The following is an 18,882-nucleotide window of genomic DNA, read 5'->3' as shown; positions in this document are numbered from 1 at the left end:
CTGCGGAGACGGGGGAGAAAAGCCCCAGACCGGGAGGCACACGGCGTCCCGGGCGCGCGCCCGTCTCCAGCGGGTGAACACCAGATCACGATTTGGCGACTCATGCGTTCAATTCTTGACTCCAAGTGCGCCAAGCCGCTCTGATGTGACCCGGATCGGGCAGGGCGCACAGCTGAGCCTTCGACCGATCGCCCGGCGGACGCTCCCGCACTGCCGGGCGAGCACGGGCCGCGGGAACACCACCCGCGGTCGGCAGCACCCCATATCCACGGCAAAGAAGGCGTAGGAGTCACATGCGTAACGCACGCAAGTTCACCGCCATGGCCGCAGGTCTCGCCGTCGCCAGCCTCGCGCTCGCGGCGTGCAGCTCCGGCGACGGCGGCAGCTCGGACAACTCGACCAGCGGCGGTTCCGGCGACAAGGTGGAGGTCTTCACCTGGTGGGCCAGCGGGTCCGAGAAGCTCGGCCTCGACGCGCTCGTCAACGTGTTCAACACGCAGAACCCCAACGTCGAGTTCATCAACGGCGCCGTCGCCGGTGGTGCCGGCTCGGCCGCCAAGGACCTGCTCCAGTCGCGCCTCCAGGCGAACGACCCGCCGGACACGTTCCAGGCCCACGCGGGCGCGGAGCTGACCGACTACATCAACGCCGGCCAGGTGCAGGACGTCTCGAGCCTGTACGACGAGTTCGGCCTGCGCGACGCCTTCCCGGCGGACCTGGTCGACCGCCTGACCGTCGACGGCAAGATCTACTCGATCCCGTCGAACATCCACCGCGCCAACGTCGTGTGGGCCAACACGCAGCTCCTCACGGACTCGGGCCTCGACCCGGCCGCGACGTACGCCACGCTCGACGACTGGTTCGTCGCGCTGGACGCCGTCAAGGAGAAGACGGGCCGCACGCCGCTCTCGGTGGCGACCACGTGGACCCAGGTCAACCTGTTCGAGACGATCCTCCTGTCCGACCTCGGCGCCGACGGCTACAGCGGCCTGTGGGACGGGTCGACCGACTGGTCCGGCTCGGACGTCACCAAGGCGCTCTCCGACTTCGAGAAGCTCATGAGCTACACGAACGAGGACCGCGACGGTCTGGACTGGCCCGACGCGACGCAACAGGTCATCGACGGCAACGCGGCGTTCAACGTCATGGGCGACTGGGCCGTGGCGGCGTTCGAGGAGGCCGGCAAGAAGTCGCCGGCCGACTACGTCTACATGCCGGTCCCCGGCACCGACGGTGTCTTCGACTTCCTCGCCGACTCGTTCACGCTGCCCGTGGGTGCCCCGCACCCCGCCGGCGCCAAGGCGTGGCTCAAGACCATCGGCTCGCTCGACGGCCAGGTCGCGTTCAACAAGGCCAAGGGTTCCATCCCGGCCCGCAAGGACGCCAAGCCCGAGGACTTCTCGGCGTACCAGCAGTCCGCGATGAAGTCCTTCGGTGAGGACACCATCGTCTCCTCGCTGGCGCACGGCGCAGCGGCCCCGGCCGCCTGGGCCAACGCGATCTCGGACTCGGTGAGCAAGTTCACCACCGGTGGTGGCGACCTCGCCGGCTTCCAGGCCGACCTGGTGGCGGCCGCCGAGGCCAACGCCGGCTGATCCGGCACCCCGCACGGCACGTCCCGTCCCGGCCCTGGTGACCACCAGGGCCGGGGCGGGGCCGCGTGCAGCGACTGCTTGACCGGGTCGGTCCGCTCGACGGCCGCCCGACCCGTCCGAACGCTCGTCACGACCACAGGAGGCACTCGTGCCCCGACAGATCCGTAAGTGGGGGCCTCCCCTCCTGCTCATCTCGCCGTCCCTGATCCTGCTCGCGGTCTTCGTCTACGGGCTGCTCGCGATCAACGCGAACACCTCGCTCAAGGACATCCACAACTCGTCGCAGGCGAACGGCAAGGCGCCCGTCAGCTTCGTCGGCCTCGAGAACTACATCTCGCTGTTCGGGTCCGACGAGTTCCAGCACTCGCTGAAGAACCTCGTCCTGTACACCGTGGTCTTCCTCGCGGGCACGATGTTCTTCGGGTTCGTGTGGGCCTGGCTGCTCGACCGGCCCGTGCGCTTCGAGGGCGTCTTCCGCTCGATCTACCTGTTCCCGATGGCCGTCTCGTTCGTCGCCTCGGGCGTGGTGTGGCGCTGGCTGCTGAACTCGAACCAGGGTGAGAACGCGTCCGGCCTCAACCGGCTGTTCCAGATGATCGGCCTGCCGTTCCTGCAGAACAACTGGTGGAACAACGTCAACGTCGGCATCGCGGCCATCGCGATCCCCGCCATCTGGCAGCTGTCCGGCTACGTCATGGCCCTGTTCCTGGCCGGCTTCCGGGGCATCCCGGAGGAGCTGCGCGAGGCCTCGCAGATCGACGGCGCGAGCAGCTGGCAGATGTACCGCCACGTGATCTTCCCGCAGCTGAGCCCCGTGGCCCTGTCCGCGGTGATCATCGTCGGGCACATGTCGCTCAAGGCGTTCGACCTGATCATGTCGATCTCGAAGCCGGCGAACTACCAGACCAAGGTGCCGGCCATCGACATGTACGTGTTCAAGTCGAGCTTCGACTACTCCAACGCGGCCGCGGTCGGCGCGATCCTGCTCGTCATCGTCGCGGTGCTCATCATCCCGTACCTGGTGCACCTCAACCGGACGGAGAAGCACTGATGACCACCGTCACCCCCGCCGAGCTCACCGCCCCGCTCGGCCGCCCGGCCACGGCGCCCGTCGAGGTCACCCGCAGCCGGTTCTCCAAGGGCCGCACGGCCAAGTACGCGCTGCTCATCTTCTTCACGCTCATCGTGCTCATCCCGGTCTACGTGCTCATCGTGACCAGCTTCAAGGGTCAGGGCGACGCCACCCCGGCGCGCGCCTGGAACCTCCCGCAGGTGTGGACCACGGAGAACTGGTCGGGCGCGTGGACCGCGCTCTCGCCGTCGCTGTGGCGCACGTTCGAGATGGTGATCCCGGCCGCGATCATCTCGTCGTTCCTGGGCTCGATGAACGGCTTCGTGCTCGCGCGCTGGCGGTTCCGGGGCGCGGACATCGTCTTCACCCTGATCCTGTTCGGGATGTTCATCCCGTACCAGGCCGTGATGATCCCGCTGCTGCAGCTCATCCTCGGGGCCGGCATCCCGTCGGGCGTCCCGTCGCTGATCATCCTGCACGTCATCTACGGCCTGCCGATCACGACGCTGATCTTCCGCAACTACTACATGTCGATCCCCGACGAGCTGGTCGAGGCCGCGCGCATGGACGGCGCCGGGATGCTGCGGACCTACTGGTCCGTCGTCCTGCCCATCTCGGTGCCGAGCTTCGTGGTCGTCCTCATCTGGCAGTTCACCTCGGCGTGGAACGACTTCCTCTTCGCGGTGTTCTTCTCGTCCAGCCAGAACGGCCCCGTGACCCTGGCCCTCAACAACCTGGCCAACGGTGCCCTGCTCACCAACTACGGCATCTCGATGGCGGGCGCCCTGCTCGCGTCGCTGCCCACGCTGCTGGTGTACGTGCTCCTGGGCAAGTACTTCATCGGCGGCCTCATGTCCGGGTCGGTCAAGGGCTGACGCCCTCGGCGTGACCGCCTGCCGCGGTCTCCGCAACCCGGCACGGCCGAAGGGCCCGCGACCATCACCGGTCGCGGGCCCTTCGTGCACCGTCAGCGCTTGCCGCCGCCGAGCAGACCGCCCAGCAGGCCGCCGAGCACGTCGCCGACGCCGCCGCCCGACGACGACCCCGACCCGCCGCCGAGCAGGCCACCGAGGACGTCCCCCAGTCCCCCGCCGCCCTGCGCACCGCCCGCGGACGACTTCCCGCTCATCTGCTTCGCGAGGAACGCCAGGACGATCGGGGCGAGCAGCGGGAGCACCTTGGCGATGATGCTCTGGTCGGGGGTCTTCGGGGAGGAGCCGAGGGCGGCCACGACCTGGTCCTGGTTCGACCCGAACACGTTGCGCACGATCTTGGCGCCGTCGTCGGGGTCCACCTGGTCGAGGTCGACGCCACCGGCCACCAGCGCGGGGTCCTTGGTGCCCAGCGCGGCGGCGAGCGAGGCGGCGCCGGCGGGGTCCTGGGCGTTCGCCGAGAGCCCCCCGAGGAGGGCCGGGAGCGCCGCCTCGACGGCACTCTGCGCCGTGGCCCGGTCCACGCCGAGCCGGGTGGCGATCTGGTCGATCGGGATCGCGGCGGACAGGTCGTCGACGGCTGCCATGGCTGCCTCCTCGGTGAGGGCCGCGCCCGCTCGGTCACGGACGACGCCGGCCGCGTGCGTCATTCCGCACACGTCCTCACCGTAGCCGCGCCCGCGTCGCGGGGCCGGTCAGCCGAGAGCGGCCATCCGGCGCAGCATGTCGTTCCCCTCGGTGGTCGCCCCCGTGATCGCCGCGAGGATCGCCTCGTAGCTGGTGGAGTCGGCGTCGAACGACCCGTTGTTGCGACCGTGCCGCAGCACCACGATCTTGTCCGAGACGGCGCGCACATCGTTCATGTTGTGGCTGATGAGGATCACCCCGTGGCCGAGGTCGCGCAGCCGCTCGATGTACGTGAGCACCTCCGCCGTCTGCGCGACGGACAGGGCCGCGGTGGGCTCGTCCAGCACGACGAGCCGGGGCGAGCCGATCAGGGTGCGCGCGATCGCGACGGCCTGCCGCTGCCCGGCGGACAGCTGGGACAGCGGCGTGCGCACGGACGGGATCCGCAGGGTCAGGTCCCGCAGGATCCCCCGCGCCACCTGCTCCATGCGGCCGTCGTCGAGCAGGGCACCGTCCGTGAGCTCGCGCCCGAGGAAGATGTTGGACGTCACGTCGAGGTTGCCGCACAGGGCGAGGTCCTGGAACACGGTCGCGATGCCGAGGGCGTGCGCCGCGGACGGCGACGGGATGGTCTGCTCCTCGCCGTCGATCTCGATCAGGCCGGAGTCAGGCGCGAGCACGCCGGAGATCACCTTGGCGAGCGTCGACTTGCCGGCGCCGTTGTCGCCGACCAGCGCGACCACCTGGTGGTCGTACACGTCGAGGTCCACCCCGACGAGCGCCTCGACCGCGCCGAAGCTCACGCTGATCTGGCGGAGGGACAGCAGCGGGACCCGGGGGCTCGCGCTCATGACCTCACCTGCTCCTCGTTGGGCACGTCTCTGCTGGATCAATTGTGCGCCCCCTTCTCGCCGGCCGTTCGCGCCTGCTCGTCGGAGCGGACCACGAAGTCCGTCGAGCGCAGCACGAGCTCCAGCGCGCCGACCACCTCGGCCCGCTGCCCGAGCTCGGCCGGGACCACCTCGAGGGGAGCGATCTGGTTGAGCAGCACGCGGTGCCGGATCGCCTCGCGCAGGGGGCCCAGCAGCAGCTCCCCCGTCTCCGCGAGGTCGCCGCCCACCACGATGCACTGCGGGTTCACCGCCATCGCCAGGCTCGAGACCACCTCGCCGATGGTGGAGCCCGCGTCGGCGATGACGCGCGCGCAGCCGGGGTCGCCGTCGATCGCGCGCTGGATCACGTCACGCAGCGCGAGGCTGCCGTGGCTGGCCCGCAGCGGCTCGAGCAGGGCGCCCGCGCCGACCACCGTGTCGAGGCACCCGCGGCTGCCGCAGCGGCAGATGTCCCCCAGCGGGTCGACCTGCACGTGGCCGATCTCCCCCGCCGTCCCGGCGAAGCCGCGGTGCACCTGGCCGCCGATCACGATGCCCGCGCCCGTGCCGTACGACGCGCGCACGTACACCGAGTCCCGGAACATCCGGGCGGCGCCGTGCGTGCTCTCGGCGAGCGCCCCGAGGTTCGCGTCGTTGTCGACGAACACCGGCCGGGCCAGCCGCTTCGAGAGCACGTGGCCGACGTGGACCTCGTCCCAGCCGCGCATGATGCCGCGCACGGAGACCATCCCGGTCGCGGTGTCGACCGGCGCGGGCAGGCCCACGCCGACACCGACGACCTCGTCGAGCGTCGAGCCCACGCGCTCCAGCAGGTCGGCCACCAGCAGGGCCGCGCGGTCGAGGCTGGTGTCCACCCGGTGCTCGTGCGGGAGGGGCAGGGTCTGCTCGGCGACGACCTCGTTGGTGACGTCGCCGAGCGCGACCCGCAGGTGCCGCTGACCGATGTGGACGCCGACGGCCAGACCCACCCGGTGGGCGATCGTGACCATCTGGGCACGACGCCCGCTCCGGGTGGTGTTGCGGGTGTCGACGACACCCGCGGCGAGCAGCTCCTTGACGATGGTGGAGATCGTCGCGGCGGAGAGGCCGGTGGCACCGGCGAGCTCGACCTGCGTGAGCCCGCCGTGCCGCTGGACGGTCTCGACGATCAGGGCCCGGTTGGCCTCGCGGAGCGAGGACTGCGAGCCTGACATCCCGACCCGCCCTCCCACGCCCGCGAGCATAGCCCGGGCCCCGTCCGTCTACCCCAAGAACCCGCTGGTCAGCGCGCCGAACCTGCGCGGCGCTTGTTGTAGATGTCGAACGCGACGGCGAGCAGCAGGACGAGTCCCTTGACCATCTGCTGCACCGACTGGTCGATGCCCATGAGCTGCATGCCGTTGCTCATGACCGCCATGATCAGACCACCGACCATCGCCCCCGTGACCCGGCCGACGCCGCCCGTGGTCGACGCGCCACCGATGAAGCAGGCGGCGATCGCGTCGAGCTCGAACATGTTGCCGGCCGCGGGCTGCGCGCTGTTGGACCGCGACGAGTACACGACACCGGCGACGGCGGCGAGCATGCCCATGTTGACGAAGATCCAGAAGTTGACCTTGCGGACCTTCACGCCCGACAGCTGCGCGGCGGACAGGTTGCCACCGATCGCGTAGACGTGGCGGCCGAAGACCGTCTTCGTGGTGACGATCTGGTACGCGATGATCAGGATGCCCAGGATGATCAGCACGATCGGCAGGCCGCGGCTGTGGGCCAGCTGCCAGGCGAACGCCATGCCGACCAGGCCGACCAGCACGATCTTGGTGACGAAGATGGGCATGGTCTCGACGACCTGCTGGTACTTGATCCGGCCGAGCCGGGTGCGCCACTGGCCCACCGCGTAGCCGACGACCGCGAGCGCGCCGACGAGCAGCGTGAAGACGTCGAAGCCGTTGCCGCCGAGGAAGCCGTTGAGGAAGCCGCCGGCGATCTTCTGGTACGACGCGGGGAACGGCGACAGGGAGATGTTGCCGAGCACCTGCAGGGTCATGCCGCGGAAGAGCAGCATGCCGGCCAGCGTCACGATGAACGCCGGGATCCCGACGTACGCGACCCAGAACCCTTGCCACACCCCGACCAGGAACCCGACGGCGAGGCCGGCGAGGACACCCACCCAGAACGGCGCACCGTGCTGGATGACGATCACCGCGGAGACCGCACCCGTGAGCGCGACGACCGACCCGACCGAGAGGTCGATGTGGCCGCCGATGATCACGATGACCATGCCGATGGCCAGGATCAGGATGTAGGAGTACTGCAGGACGATGTTCGTCACGTTGCCCGGGCTGAGCAGCACGCCGTCCGTGAGGATGGTGAACAGCCCGACGATCGCCACGAACGCGACGAAGATCCCACTCTGCCGCAGGTTCCTCGTGAAGAGGTCCTTCAGGCCTGCCATCGCGGTCATCGAACCTGGTCCTTTTCCTTGGTCATGAGCTCCATCAGATTCTCCTGAGTAGCCTGCTCCCGAGGCATCGAACCGGTGATCCGGCCCGCCGAGAGCGTGTAGATGCGGTTGCAGATGCCGAGCAGCTCGGGCAGCTCCGAGGAGATGACCACGACGGCCTTCCCCTCCTCGGCCAGCTTGTTGATCAGCGTGTAGATCTCGTACTTGGCCCCGACGTCGATGCCGCGCGTGGGTTCGTCGAGGATCAGCACCTGCGGGTCCGTGAAGAGCCACTTGCTCAGCACGACCTTCTGCTGGTTGCCGCCCGAGAGCTTGCCCGCGAGCGCCAGCACCGTGGGTGCCTTGATGTTCATGCTCTGCCGGAAGCCCTCGGCGACCTTGATCTCCTCGTTCGCGTTCACGAACCCGCCCCGGGAGACCTTCGCCAGGCTCGCGGCGGAGATGTTGCTGCGGATGTCGTCGATCAGGTTGAGGCCGTACTTCTTGCGGTCCTCGGTGGCGTACGCGATCCCCTGGGCGATGGCGTCGCTGACCGTGGCGACCTTGATCTCCTTGCCGTGCAGGAAGATCTTGCCGGTGATGTGGCTGCCGTAGGAGCGGCCGAACACCGACATCGCGAGCTCGGTGCGGCCGGCGCCCATGAGGCCCGCCAGGCCGACGATCTCGCCCGCGCGCACCGAGAGGTTGGCGCCGTCGACGACCACGCGGTCGGGATCGGTCGGGTGGTGCACGGTCCAGTCCTCGATCCGCAGCACCTCCTCGCCGACCACCGAGTCGTGCGGCGGGAACCGGTGCCCGAGGTCGCGGCCGACCATGCCGCGGATGATGCGCTCCTGGGTGACCTCGTCGGCCGCCATGTCGAGCGTCTCCACCGTGCGGCCGTCGCGGATGATCGTCGTGGTGTCGGCGATCTCGGCGATCTCGTTGAGCTTGTGGGAGATCATGATCGACGTGATGCCCTGCGCCTTGAGCTGGCGCAGCAGCCCGAGCAGGTGCTCGGAGTCGTTGTCGTTGAGGGCCGCCGTCGGTTCGTCGAGGATCAGCAGCTTGACCTGCTTGGACAGCGCCTTGGCGATCTCCACCAGCTGCTGCTTGCCGACGCCCAGCTGACCCACCGGCGTCACCGGCAGCTCGTCCAGGCCCACGCGCGCGAGCAGTGCGGCGGCCTCCGAGTTGGCGACGTTCCAGTCGATCAGGCCGCGGCTGGCGCGCTCGTTGCCGAGGAAGATGTTCTCCGCGATGGAGAGGAAGGGCACCAGCGCGAGCTCCTGGTGGATGATCACGATGCCCTTGTCCTCCGAGTCGTTGATCGACCCGAACTGCATCTCTTCGTCCTCGAAGAGGATCTTGCCGTCGTAGGTGCCGTGCGGGTACACCCCCGAGAGCACCTTCATCAGGGTCGACTTGCCGGCCCCGTTCTCACCGCAGATCGCGTGGATCTCGCCACGCTCGACCGACATCGACACGTCTTGCAGAGCCTTGACGCCGGGAAAGGTCTTCGTGATGGCTTGCATCTCGAGAATGGAGTTGGCCACGCGGCTTCCACCGTCCTTCGTCGTGCAGGGCGCCGTCGCCGGCTCCCCTCGTTGGTGGGGGTGACCCGGGCCGACCGGCCGGCACCGGGTGGGTGCCGGCCGGTCGAGGGTCAGGACGGACGGGTCATGCCTGGCCGCTGGCCACCTGGTCGGCGGTCCAGTAGCCCGAGTCGATGAGCAGCGACTGGATGTTGTCCTTGTAGACGATGTCCGAGTCGAGCAGGTACGACGGGATGACCTTGACGCCGTTGTCGTACGTCTTGGTGTCGTTCGCCTCCGGCTCCTTGTTCGCGAGGAACGACTGCGCGGACACGATGGCCTGCTCGGCGAGCTTGCGGGTGTCCTTGAAGATCGTCGAGTACTGCACGCCGTCGTTGATCAGCTTGACCGACGCGATCTCGGCGTCCTGGCCGGTGACGATCGGCATGCCCTGGTCGATCCCCGGGCCGTAGCCGGCGTTCTGCAGCGCGGTGATGATGCCGCGGGACAGACCGTCGTACGGCGACAGGACGCCCTGCACCTTGCTGCCGTCGGAGTAGGTCGACGTGAGCAGGTCCTCCATGCGCTTCTGCGCGGTCTCCTGCAGCCAGCGCAGCGTGGCGACCTGCTCGATGTCGGTCTGGCCCGACTTCACGACGAGCGTGCCCGCGTCGATGTACTCCTTCAGGGTGTCCATCGCGCCCTGGTAGAAGAAGTGCGCGTTGTTGTCGTCCAGCGAGCCCGCGAAGAGCTCGATGTTGAACGGACCCGTCGCGTCGCCCTTCGAGCCGTCAGCCTTGAGCAGGCCCAGGCCGACGAGCAGGGAGGTCGCCTGCTGCACGCCCACCTTGTAGTTGTCGAACGTCACGTAGAAGTCGACGTTCTCGCTGTCGCGGATCAGGCGGTCGTAGGCGATGACCGGGATGTTCGCGTCGGCGGCGGCCTGCAGCTGGGTGGCCAGGGCCGTGCCGTCGATCGAGGCGAGGATGAGGAGGTCCGCGCCCTTCGTGATCATCTGGTCGATCTGCTGCTGCTGGGTGGGGATGTCGTCGCCCGCGTACTGCAGGTCGACCTTGTAGCCGGCCTTCTCGAGGCCCTCCTTGACAGCCTTGCCGTCGGCGATCCACCGCTCGGAGGTCTGCGTCGGCATCGCGACACCGACCGTGAGGTCGCTCGGGTCCACGGTGGCGGCGTCGGACGAGCCGCTTCCGCCGCCTGCTCCGCTACCCGAGCACGCGGCCAGGCCGAGTGCGAGGACCGCACCCATCGCCGCGATTGTGATCCGTCGCATTGCTGTGCTCCTTCTCGTCGTTGAGAGGCCCGGTGACTCGGGCCTGGGCGAGCTCGGGTTCGTCGGTCGTGGGCGGCGTCTGCGCCGTCCTGACCGGTGTCCCGGCTGGGTCTCCGGCACGTTCCGGGTGACCCAGCGGCCCTACTGTGTTCCATTCGTTTCTCGAAGTCAAACCCGGCTGAACGGGGGGGAGATCACAGAATCATCACGATGTGAGCGCTAACAGGTCGATATCGAGAGACTTTTCGCCCGACTTGGCTTCGCATGCTGAACCTATGGGATGGCCGCAAGCATGACGACGGGCCCCCGACCGAGGTCGAGGGCCCGTCGTCCGTGCGCGAGCCGGCAGGTCAGCCGACGTGCGCGCTCCACCAGCCCTGGAACGACTGCCACCAGCCGCCGTGACCGTGACCGTGGCCGTGCCCGGTCGGCTCCACCAGCACCGCGACCGTGCGCGGCGGGACCGTCACCGTGCCGCTGGCCTTGTCCCACGTGGTGCCCTTGACCACCGGGTCGCTGCCCCGGGCCTGGACCGGCGACAGGGTCAGGCGGTGCCCGCTGAGCGAGGACACGGTCTGGGTGGTCGCCTCGTCGGACGCGTTGACCACCACGAGGACGCCGTCGAGCTGCTTGTCGACGTCCGTGGCCCAGCGCCGCGTGGTTGCGTCCCAGCCCGGCTCGTCGTCGATGGTCATGACGACCACCCCGGGGTCGGCGTCGGGACCGGAGCCCGGGAAGCCCACCTTCTGCTCGATGAGCTGGGCCGAGCCCAGCCGGAACAGAGGCGTCGAGAACCGCAGCCGCAGCAGGTCGTCGGCGGCCTTCGAGGCCGTGGCGATGTCGGCCGGCGTCGGCTTGAGGGCCGGGTCGGCCAGCAGCGGCTGCTGGTAGGGCCACTTCGCCTCGTTGTCGGCCTTGGGCGGGAGGCCGCGGCCGAAGCCGTTGTCCTGGCCGGACAGGTCGAGGCTGTTGAACCAGTCCCCCGAGTTGAAGCTGTTGCGGTCGAGCGACTTGCTGCGCAGCAGGTCGGCGCCCGCGTGCCAGAACGACGGCGTCTGCGCCAGGGCGGTCGTCGCCAGCGAGACCGTGTTCATGCGCACGCGGTCCGCCATCGGGGTGTCCGTCGGCAGCTTGTAGGTCAGCGAGTCCCACAGGGTCTCGTTGTCGTGCGCGTCGACGTACGTGATGACCTCCTCCGGGGAGTCGGCGTACCCGGCCGGCTGGCCGTTGTAGTCGATCTCGGAGCCCTTCTGCACGGTCCCCGCGCTCGTCTCGAACGCGTAGTCGCGCAGGTTGCCGGCCATGCCGAGCCGGACCAGGTCGGCGTCGTGCGCCGCCCTCGTCAGCTGTTGGGCCTCCGTGCCGTTCACGGGGTCGCCGTTCGGGTCGGTGCCGCCGCCGGAGCCGAAGCCCTGGATGCGCGGGTTGGCGTCGAACGGCCCACCGCCGCGGACGGCGTCACGGAGCCGGTCGGAGAAGGTGCCGATGCCCGTTCCGCCCAGCTGGCCCTGCGTGGCCTGCGTGAACAGCGCGTTGTTCGCCACCTCGCCGAAGTTCCAGCCCTCGCCGTAGAGGTAGACCTTCGAGCCGTCGACGCCGTCCTTCTTGGTGGTCAGCTTGTCGAGGGCCGACCGGACGGCCTTCATGGTGTCCACCGAGTGGTGCCCCATGAGGTCGAACCGGAAGCCGTCCACCTTGTAGTCGCGGGCCCACGTCACCACCGAGTCGACCATGGCCTTCTGCGCCATGAGGTGCTCGGTCGCGACGTTCTGGCAGCACGTCGAGGTCTCGACGTTGCCCACCGCGTTGAGCCGCTGGTAGTAGCCGGGCACCACGCGGTCCAGGACCGACTGCGGCGACTGCCCGCTCGCGGTCGTGTGGTTGAACACCTGGTCGAGCACCACCTGCAGGCCGTCGGAGTGCAGGGCGCCGACCATGGTGCGGAACTCGGCGATGCGCGCGCCCCCGTCGGCGTCCACGGCGTACGAGCCCTCGGGCGTCGACCAGTGCAGCGGGTCGTAGCCCCAGTTGAAGCCGTCGGCGTCCGCCACGGCGGTCACGCAGGCCTGCTGCTGGTCGGAGTCCGGCGCGTACGACGCGAGGTCGCAGGCCGGCGTCTTCTGCAGCGACCGGTCCTCCTGGATCGACGCGATGTCGAACGTCGGCAGCAGGTGGATCGTCGTCAGGCCCGCCTTCTCCAGCTCGCGCAGGTGCGCGCGCCCGGCGCCGTTCGTCGCGAACGCCAGGTACGTGCCGCGCTTCGCGGCCGGCACCGTCGGGTCGTTGATCGAGAAGTCCCGCACGTGCAGCTCGTAGATCGTCTGGTCCACGGGCCGCACCACCGGCTGCTTCGCCTTCTCCCACTGCGACGGACGGAAGGCCTTGTCGGCCAGGTCCACCAGCACCGAGTGCGTCGAGTTGAGCGTCAGCGCCACCGAGTACGGGTCGGTGACGCGGTTGACCTCGACCTTGTCGGTCGTGGGCGCGTAGACCGTGACCTCCCAGAGGTACCGGGCGCCGGTCCAGGACTTCGCGCCGGCCACGGTCCACGAGCCGTCCGACTGGCGCGCCGCGGCCACCCGCTGCGGGTCGGCCGCCAGGTCGCCGGTCCACACCAGCAGGTCGACCGTCTGCGCGGTCGGTGCCCAGAGGGCCAGCGACGGGACGCCCTTCTTCCACGTCGCGCCCAAGGTCCGCTTCCCCGCGTCGCCCGAGTACACGTCGTCGAGGACGCCCGGGATCTGCACCCCGGTCGCCGCCTGGTACGTGCCGTCCGACGCCGCCTGGGTGACCAGCAGCGCCCCGCGCAGCAGCGCGGAGGTCGGGGCGTCGCCGGGCACGTGCAGCGCGACGTACTTGCCCGCGAGCGCCGGGAACCGCGCGAGCTGCGCGGCCGTGAGCCCGGCCGGGTCGTAGGTCAGCGGGACCGGCGCTCCGTCGTCGCCCACCAGGACGCCGTCCTGGACCTTCATGCCCCCGGTCGCCGAGCTGTGCAGGGCGAACGTGGACGTCGCCGGGTCCGCCCCGAGCGCGGTCGGCCACGCGATCGTCGTGCGGTCGATCCACTGGGCCTGCGACTGGCCCGTGCCGGGCAGCGGAGCGTCCGTCACCTCGACGGTGAGGACGTGCGTGGCCAGCACGTAGGAGAACGTCACCGGCTTGCCGCCGGGCGCCGAGAACGGGATGTTCGCGCCGCCGCGCACGCCGCCCGCGCCGTAGTTCTCGTCCCAGCTGAGGCCGTGCGCGACCTTGACCTCGTAGGACCCGGCGGGCAGGTCGAGCGCGGTGAACGTGTAGGTGCCGTCGCCGTCGGGGTCCTGCAGCCAGCTCTTCAGGCAGTCCGGTGCCCAGTCGCCCGCGCACCCCAGCTCGCTGTTGTCGGAGCCCGGCACCGTGAGGATGGGGCCCTGGGCCGTCGACGTGAACCAGTGCGTGACCGGGTCGTAGTAGAAGGTCACCGGACCACCGGTCGTCGTGTACGCCACGTTGGCGCCGCCGGCGACACCTCCCGCGCCGTAGTTCACGTCCCAGGTGCCGTTGATGGCCACCTTGTACTCGTACGTGCCGGCCGGGAGCGTGAACGTGCCCGCGAAGACGCCGTCGGCGCGCTTGGTCAGGCGGGCGTCCGCGCACTCGGGCTGCCAGTCGCCCGTGCAGCCCATCTCGGAGTTGTGGCTGCCGGGCACCGACACGGTGGTCGGGCCGGGCGGGACCGGGTTCGCACCGGCGCCGCCGTCGATGGCGCCACCGACCGCTGCGTACGTCGACGCGGCCGACCTGTGGCCCGCGGCGTCGACCGTGACCGCGCGGTACTCCACCACGGCGCCGTCCGGCAGGCCCGCGACGTTGTGGAACACGCGGGGCGACGTCGTCTCGGACGTGCCGAGCGGGGTCCACGCGGTGTCGCCGAGCACGCGGTACGCGAAGGACGTCTGGCTCCAGACGTCGTCGGCCACGTCGGCGGTCACCGGCACGAGCCCGGAGAGCCCGGCGCCGGCGGCGGGTGCGGTGACGCTGATGTCGCCCGCGGTGGCCGGTGCACCGACGGTGGTGCCGGCCTTGAGCACGACGGCGCTCAGCGCGGGGATCGTCACCGAGACGGTGCCGTCGGCGGCGGCCGTCACCGACGTGGTCGTCCCGTAGAGCGGCGCGAACGTCGCCCCGGGGGTGAGGGTGTCGATGGTGACGGTCGCGGACGTGGTGCCGTTGTTCGTCGCGACCAGGTGCTCGACCTTCTCGGTCGCGTCGACCCGCGAGAACGCGTAGACCGCGCCCGTGGCGTAGCGCTCGATCTGGGCGCCGTCCCGCAGGGCCGGGGTGCTGCTGCGCAGCGCGGCCAGCCCGGCGATGTGGTCGTAGAGCACCGAGCCGGTGTCGTACCGGTCGACCGAGCCCGCGACCGTGCCGTCCAGCAGGTTCTGGTTGGCGTAGGCCGGCACCTGGGTGGCGAACAGCGACTGCCGCGCGTCCTTGTCCTGGCCGTTGAGCGTGCCCGTGCCGACGAAGCCCTGCTCGTCGCCGTAGTAGACCACCGGCTGGCCACGCGTCAGGTACATCAGCGAGTGGGCGAGCTCGGAGCGCTGCTCCGCGCTGCCGGCGTCCTTGACGAAGTACCCGATGCGGCCCATGTCGTGGTTGCCGAGGAACGTGGGCAGCGCCTGCGCGTTCGAGGTCGGCGTCGTGTACATGTCGTCGCCCGCGTAGAGCGCGTGCAGCCCGCCGGCCGCCGAGCCCTTGGCGTAGTTGCTGGCCGCCGACTGGAACGTGAAGTCGAGGACCGCGTTCATGTCGCTGTCGCGCAGGTACGGGGACAGCTTGGCGGGGTCGGCGTCGTACACCTCGCCGAACATGAAGAAGTCCGGGTTGCCGACGGATGCCGCGTGCGCGCGGACCGCCGTCGTGAACTTCTGCCAGAACTCGAAGTTCACGTGCTTGGCGGTGTCGATGCGGAACCCGTCGACGCCGAGGTCCACCCACTGGTCGTAGACGTCCACGAAGCCGTTCACGACCGCCGGGTTCTCGGTCATGAGGTCGTCCAGGCCGGAGAAGTCGCCGTACGTCGTGGACTCCCCGGTGTAGGTCGAGTTCCCGCGGTTGTGGTACAGCGTCGGGTCGTTCAGCCAGGCCGGGACCTTGACGTTCGCGTCCTCTGGCTTGATCACCGGGGTGTACGGGAAGCTCGTCGCGGCGTCCATCGTCGGGAACGTGTCGGTCCCCGCGTACGTGTGCGGGTCGAAGGCGTTGCCGGCGGCGTCCTTGTAGGGCTTGGTGGCCTGGTCGACGTAGCCGTACTGGCCCTGGGCGTAGTCGATGACGTCCGCGGTGTGGTTGGTGATGATGTCGAAGTAGACCTTGATGCCCCGCGCGTGGGCGTCGGCGATCAGGGCCTGCAGCTCGGCGTTGGTGCCCAGGTGCGGGTCGATCTGCGTGAAGTCCGTGATCCAGTACCCGTGGTACCCGGCGGACGCGTCCGCCCCGGTGCCCTGCACGGGCTTGTTCTTGAACGACGGGGTCAGCCAGATCGCCGTCGTGCCGAGGCCCTGGATGTAGTCCAGCTTGCTCTGCAGCCCCTTGAGGTCGCCGCCCTCGTAGAAGCCCTTGTCGGTGGGGTCGAAGCCCGTGGTCAGGCGGTCGCCGGTGAGGCCGCCGGTGTCGTTCGACGTGTCGCCGTCGGCGAACCGGTCGGTCATCACGAAGTAGAACTGCTGGTCGGCGCCGGGGTCACGCACCGGCTGGGCGACCAGGGCGTCGTCGGCCGGCGTGTAGCCCGCGCCCAGGTCCAACGGGGTCAGCGCGATCCGGTGCGTGGTGTCGTCGTAGGTGAAGCGCAGGCTCGAGGGGCCGGCGACGACGAGCGGGATGTTGTCCGCCCCGCCGTTCTTGCCGTAGGCCTCGTCCCACGTGTCGTTGATCGCGACCTTGTAGCCGTAGCTGCCCGCCGGGACCGTGAAGTCGGCGGCGTACACCCCGGGCGCGCCCGTCGGGGCGAGCTCGGTCTGCGTGCACTCGGGCTGCCAGTCCGCCGAGCAGCCGAGCTCGCTCTGCAGGTCACCGACGAGGGCGACCGTCCGGTCGGCAGCGGCGGCGGGACTGCTCGCCGCGGCGACGAGCCCCACGCCGACGACCGCGAGGGAGGTCAGCGCGGCGAGGATGCGGGAGGGATGACGGACGGGGGCGTCGGCGGGCGACATGGCGACTCCTTCGTCTCCCCGCACGTCGATGTGCGGGGCAGGTGTCGCCGACCGTATCGGTTTGCAGCAACTTGCAGCAAGAGTTATCGGTGGAAACGTGCAGGGATCGGGTGGAACGGGCGAAGGACGCCCGCGAGGTCTAGCGCGTCGACGTGCGGCGGAGGGCCACGGGCCCCGCTTTGAGGTTCGACGCCTCTGGCCGCTCGCGTGAAGACTTCGTTGCGCCCAGTGCAACCAAGTCTTCACACCGACCGCCTGCGTACTCCGCGGCCGGCATCGCGACGGTGGCGGAGGACAGCCCCGGCCTACCCCTCCAGCAGCCGGGCGAGGGCAGCCGCTCCCTGCGCCTCGTCGGCGTCGACCTCCACGAGCTTGTCGCGGCTGGTCGCGCCCGACACGAGCGTGACGTGCCGCGGCCGGACCCCGAGCGCCGCCGCGAGCGCGTCCAGAGCGGCCTGCGTCGCCGCACCGTCCACGGCCCGGGCACTCACCGCCACGACGAGCCGGTCGCCGTACGACCCCCCGACGGCGGTCCGGGACGCGCCGGGTCTGACCCGGATCGCCACGCGCACGTCAGGCTCGCCGGGTGCGCACGAAGAGCAGCACGCCGACGACCACCAGCGCGAGCCCCACCAGCGCGAACGGCCACGGGCTCCACTGCGCGACGCACTGCGACTCGGCCACCGCGGTGGTGGTGCAGTACTCGCCCGGGCCGTGCCGGTTGAGCCAGGCGATCGTCAGCGGCAGCACGCCGAGCCCGCTGATCACCCCGAGCTGGGCGGGACGCAGGCCCTGGCGGGCGACGAGGACGCCCCCGACCGCGAGCAGCGCGAGGGCGGCCACCAGCCCGACCACGAGCACGGCGCCGAACCCGAAGCCGATGCCCGCCCCGAGCAGCGCCCACCCGAGGAACGCCCCGACTCCCCTGCCCCGCAGCGGGACCGCGACCTCCTCGGCCCACACGGTCAGGTCCGCGGCTCAGAGCAGGCCGAGCGCCCGGACGGCGTCGCGCTCCTCGACCAGCTCGGCCACCGAGGCGTCGATCCGGCCGCGGGAGAACTCGTCGACCGAGAGGTCGGGCACGATGTGCCAGCTGCCCCCCGACGACGTCACCGGGAACGACGAGATGAGGCCCTCGGGCACGCCGTAGGAGCCGTCGGACACGATGCCGGCCGAGGTCCAGTCACCCTCGGGCGTGCCGTGCACCCAGGTGTGCACGTGGTCGATCGCCGCGTTGGCCGCGGAGGCCGCCGACGACGCGCCCCGCGCCTCGATGATCGCCGCGCCGCGCTTGGCCACGGTCGGGATGAACGTGTCCCGCACCCAGGCGTCGTCGCCGACGACCTCGAGCGCGGGGCGGCCACCCACCGTGGCGTGCGACAGGTCGGGGTACTGCGTGGCGGAGTGGTTGCCCCAGATGGTCAGCCGCGCGATGTCCGCGACCTTCGCGCCGGTCTTCGCGGCCAGCTGCGAGACCGCGCGGTTGTGGTCCAGGCGGGTCATCGCGGTGAACCGCTCGCGAGGCACGTCGGGCGCGTGCGACGCCGCGATGAACGCGTTGGTGTTGGCCGGGTTGCCGACGACGAGGACGCGCACGTCGTCCGCCGCGCCCGCGTTGATGGCCTCGCCCTGGGGCTTGAAGATGCCGCCGTTGGCCGAGAGCAGGTCGCCGCGCTCCATGCCCGCCGTGCGGGGGCGCGCGCCGACGAGCAGCGCCACGTTGACGCCGTCGAAGGCCGCGGTCGCGTCGTCGTAGATCTCGACGCTGTCCAGCGTGGAGAACGCGCAGTCGTCCAGCTCCATCGCGGTGCCCTCGGCCGCCTTGGACGCCTGCGGGATCTCGAGCAGGCGCAGCCGGACGGGGGTGTCGGCGCCGAGCAGCTGGCCGGACGCGATCCGGAAGAGCAGCGCGTAGCCGATCTGCCCGGCGGCTCCGGTGACGGTGACGGTGACGGGCGAGCTGGCCACGGAACGGGCTCCTTCGGTCGACGACGACGGCGCCCTCACGCTACCCCGCGGGACGAGCGACCGGGCGGCGCACGTCAGAACGCTCCTCCACCACGGACGTTTGGCCACGATGCTCTCGCGCTGCTGCTCGACGTCCTCGCGCCCCACGGGAGCCGCACCGCCGGCCGCGTCACAGGCATCCCTCCACCGCTGAGCCTCACCGAGGTGTCAGCGCCCTCTTCCGACATTGCTGGATCGACGCCTCGATCGAGCCCATGCGGTACGTGAGTCGCTCTCGTTCAATGGCTCGGCGCCCAGGTCGACGTGCATGGCCTCCAAAGCGAGGTGACACTCCCACTCGGCATCGATGAACGGGT

General features: G+C 70.2%; 13 protein-coding genes. 3 read left to right on the top strand and 10 right to left on the bottom strand.

Features of this window, described 5'->3' with window-relative positions:
* Positions 1 to 293 precede the first annotated feature (293 nt).
* The 3 genes from AB5970_RS11310 (at position 294) to AB5970_RS11300 (ending at position 3,542) form a co-directional block, all read left to right on the top strand.
* Positions 294 to 1,595 carry an ABC transporter substrate-binding protein gene (locus AB5970_RS11310; protein WP_370504045.1) on the top strand — a complete coding sequence of 434 codons (1,302 nt, stop codon included), beginning with the start codon at positions 294 to 296 and terminating at the stop codon, positions 1,593 to 1,595.
* A 148-nt stretch (positions 1,596 to 1,743) separates the two neighbouring features.
* Complete coding sequence (locus tag AB5970_RS11305; protein WP_370504044.1) at positions 1,744 to 2,646, top strand: carbohydrate ABC transporter permease; 903 nt, start codon at positions 1,744 to 1,746, stop codon at positions 2,644 to 2,646.
* A complete protein-coding gene (locus AB5970_RS11300; protein ID WP_370504043.1) occupies positions 2,646 to 3,542 on the top strand; it encodes a carbohydrate ABC transporter permease in 897 nt (298 codons plus the stop codon). The genes AB5970_RS11305 and AB5970_RS11300 overlap by 1 nt, the downstream gene beginning before the upstream one ends.
* Positions 3,543 to 3,634: 92 nt before the next feature.
* Here AB5970_RS11300 and AB5970_RS11295 read toward each other — a convergent pair whose 3' ends face one another.
* The 10 genes from AB5970_RS11295 to AB5970_RS11250 form a co-directional block, all read right to left on the bottom strand.
* Complete coding sequence (locus AB5970_RS11295; RefSeq protein ID WP_370504042.1) at positions 3,635 to 4,186, bottom strand: DUF937 domain-containing protein; 552 nt, start codon at positions 4,184 to 4,186, stop codon at positions 3,635 to 3,637.
* Positions 4,187 to 4,294: 108 nt separating this feature from the next.
* Positions 4,295 to 5,077 carry an ATP-binding cassette domain-containing protein gene (locus AB5970_RS11290; protein WP_370504041.1) on the bottom strand — a complete coding sequence of 261 codons (783 nt, stop codon included), beginning with the start codon at positions 5,075 to 5,077 and terminating at the stop codon, positions 4,295 to 4,297.
* A 38-nt stretch (positions 5,078 to 5,115) separates the two neighbouring features.
* Complete coding sequence (locus AB5970_RS11285; protein WP_370504088.1) at positions 5,116 to 6,312, bottom strand: ROK family transcriptional regulator; 1,197 nt, start codon at positions 6,310 to 6,312, stop codon at positions 5,116 to 5,118.
* A 68-nt stretch (positions 6,313 to 6,380) separates the two neighbouring features.
* A complete protein-coding gene (mmsB, locus tag AB5970_RS11280) occupies positions 6,381 to 7,562 on the bottom strand; it encodes a multiple monosaccharide ABC transporter permease (RefSeq protein WP_370504040.1) in 1,182 nt (393 codons plus the stop codon).
* The gene (gene mmsA / locus AB5970_RS11275; RefSeq protein WP_370504039.1) at positions 7,559 to 9,097 is read right to left on the bottom strand and encodes a multiple monosaccharide ABC transporter ATP-binding protein; all 1,539 of its coding nucleotides are present in this window, start codon (positions 9,095 to 9,097) and stop codon (positions 7,559 to 7,561) included. The genes mmsB and mmsA overlap by 4 nt, the downstream gene beginning before the upstream one ends.
* Before the next feature lie 124 nt (positions 9,098 to 9,221).
* Complete coding sequence (gene chvE / locus AB5970_RS11270) at positions 9,222 to 10,367, bottom strand: multiple monosaccharide ABC transporter substrate-binding protein (protein WP_370504038.1); 1,146 nt, start codon at positions 10,365 to 10,367, stop codon at positions 9,222 to 9,224.
* A 350-nt stretch (positions 10,368 to 10,717) separates the two neighbouring features.
* Entirely contained in the window at positions 10,718 to 16,558 is a 5,841-nt protein-coding gene (pulA, locus tag AB5970_RS11265; RefSeq protein ID WP_370504037.1) for a pullulanase-type alpha-1,6-glucosidase, read from the bottom strand.
* Between the two features lie 305 nt (positions 16,559 to 16,863).
* A complete protein-coding gene (locus tag AB5970_RS11260) occupies positions 16,864 to 17,130 on the bottom strand; it encodes a DUF167 domain-containing protein (RefSeq protein WP_370504036.1) in 267 nt (88 codons plus the stop codon).
* A 1-nt stretch (position 17,131) separates the two neighbouring features.
* Positions 17,132 to 17,521, bottom strand: coding sequence for a hypothetical protein (locus AB5970_RS11255; RefSeq protein ID WP_370504035.1), 390 nt, complete (start codon positions 17,519 to 17,521; stop codon positions 17,132 to 17,134).
* A gap of 15 nt (positions 17,522 to 17,536) precedes the next feature.
* Positions 17,537 to 18,526 (bottom strand): malate dehydrogenase, encoded by a 990-nt coding sequence (locus AB5970_RS11250; RefSeq protein WP_370504034.1) that lies wholly within the window; start codon positions 18,524 to 18,526, stop codon positions 17,537 to 17,539.
* Between the last annotated feature and the right edge of the window lie 356 nt (positions 18,527 to 18,882).

Origin of the sequence: Cellulomonas sp. ICMP 17802 (assembly GCF_041295535.1) — a bacterium.
Lineage (GTDB): Bacteria > Actinomycetota > Actinomycetes > Actinomycetales > Cellulomonadaceae > Cellulomonas.
This window is presented reverse-complemented; position numbering and strand designations above follow the sequence as displayed.

Coding starts and splice junctions, on each gene's coding strand:
- AB5970_RS11310 (WP_370504045.1), top strand. CDS start 294: ATGCGTAACGCACGCAAGTTCACCGCCATGGCCGCAGGTCTCGCCGTC.
- AB5970_RS11300 (WP_370504043.1), top strand. CDS start 2,646: ATGACCACCGTCACCCCCGCCGAGCTCACCGCCCCGCTCGGCCGCCCG.
- AB5970_RS11295 (WP_370504042.1), bottom strand. CDS start 4,186: ATGGCAGCCGTCGACGACCTGTCCGCCGCGATCCCGATCGACCAGATC.
- AB5970_RS11290 (WP_370504041.1), bottom strand. CDS start 5,077: ATGAGCGCGAGCCCCCGGGTCCCGCTGCTGTCCCTCCGCCAGATCAGC.
- AB5970_RS11285 (WP_370504088.1), bottom strand. CDS start 6,312: ATGTCAGGCTCGCAGTCCTCGCTCCGCGAGGCCAACCGGGCCCTGATC.
- mmsB (WP_370504040.1), bottom strand. CDS start 7,562: ATGACCGCGATGGCAGGCCTGAAGGACCTCTTCACGAGGAACCTGCGG.
- chvE (WP_370504038.1), bottom strand. CDS start 10,367: ATGCGACGGATCACAATCGCGGCGATGGGTGCGGTCCTCGCACTCGGC.
- pulA (WP_370504037.1), bottom strand. CDS start 16,558: ATGTCGCCCGCCGACGCCCCCGTCCGTCATCCCTCCCGCATCCTCGCC.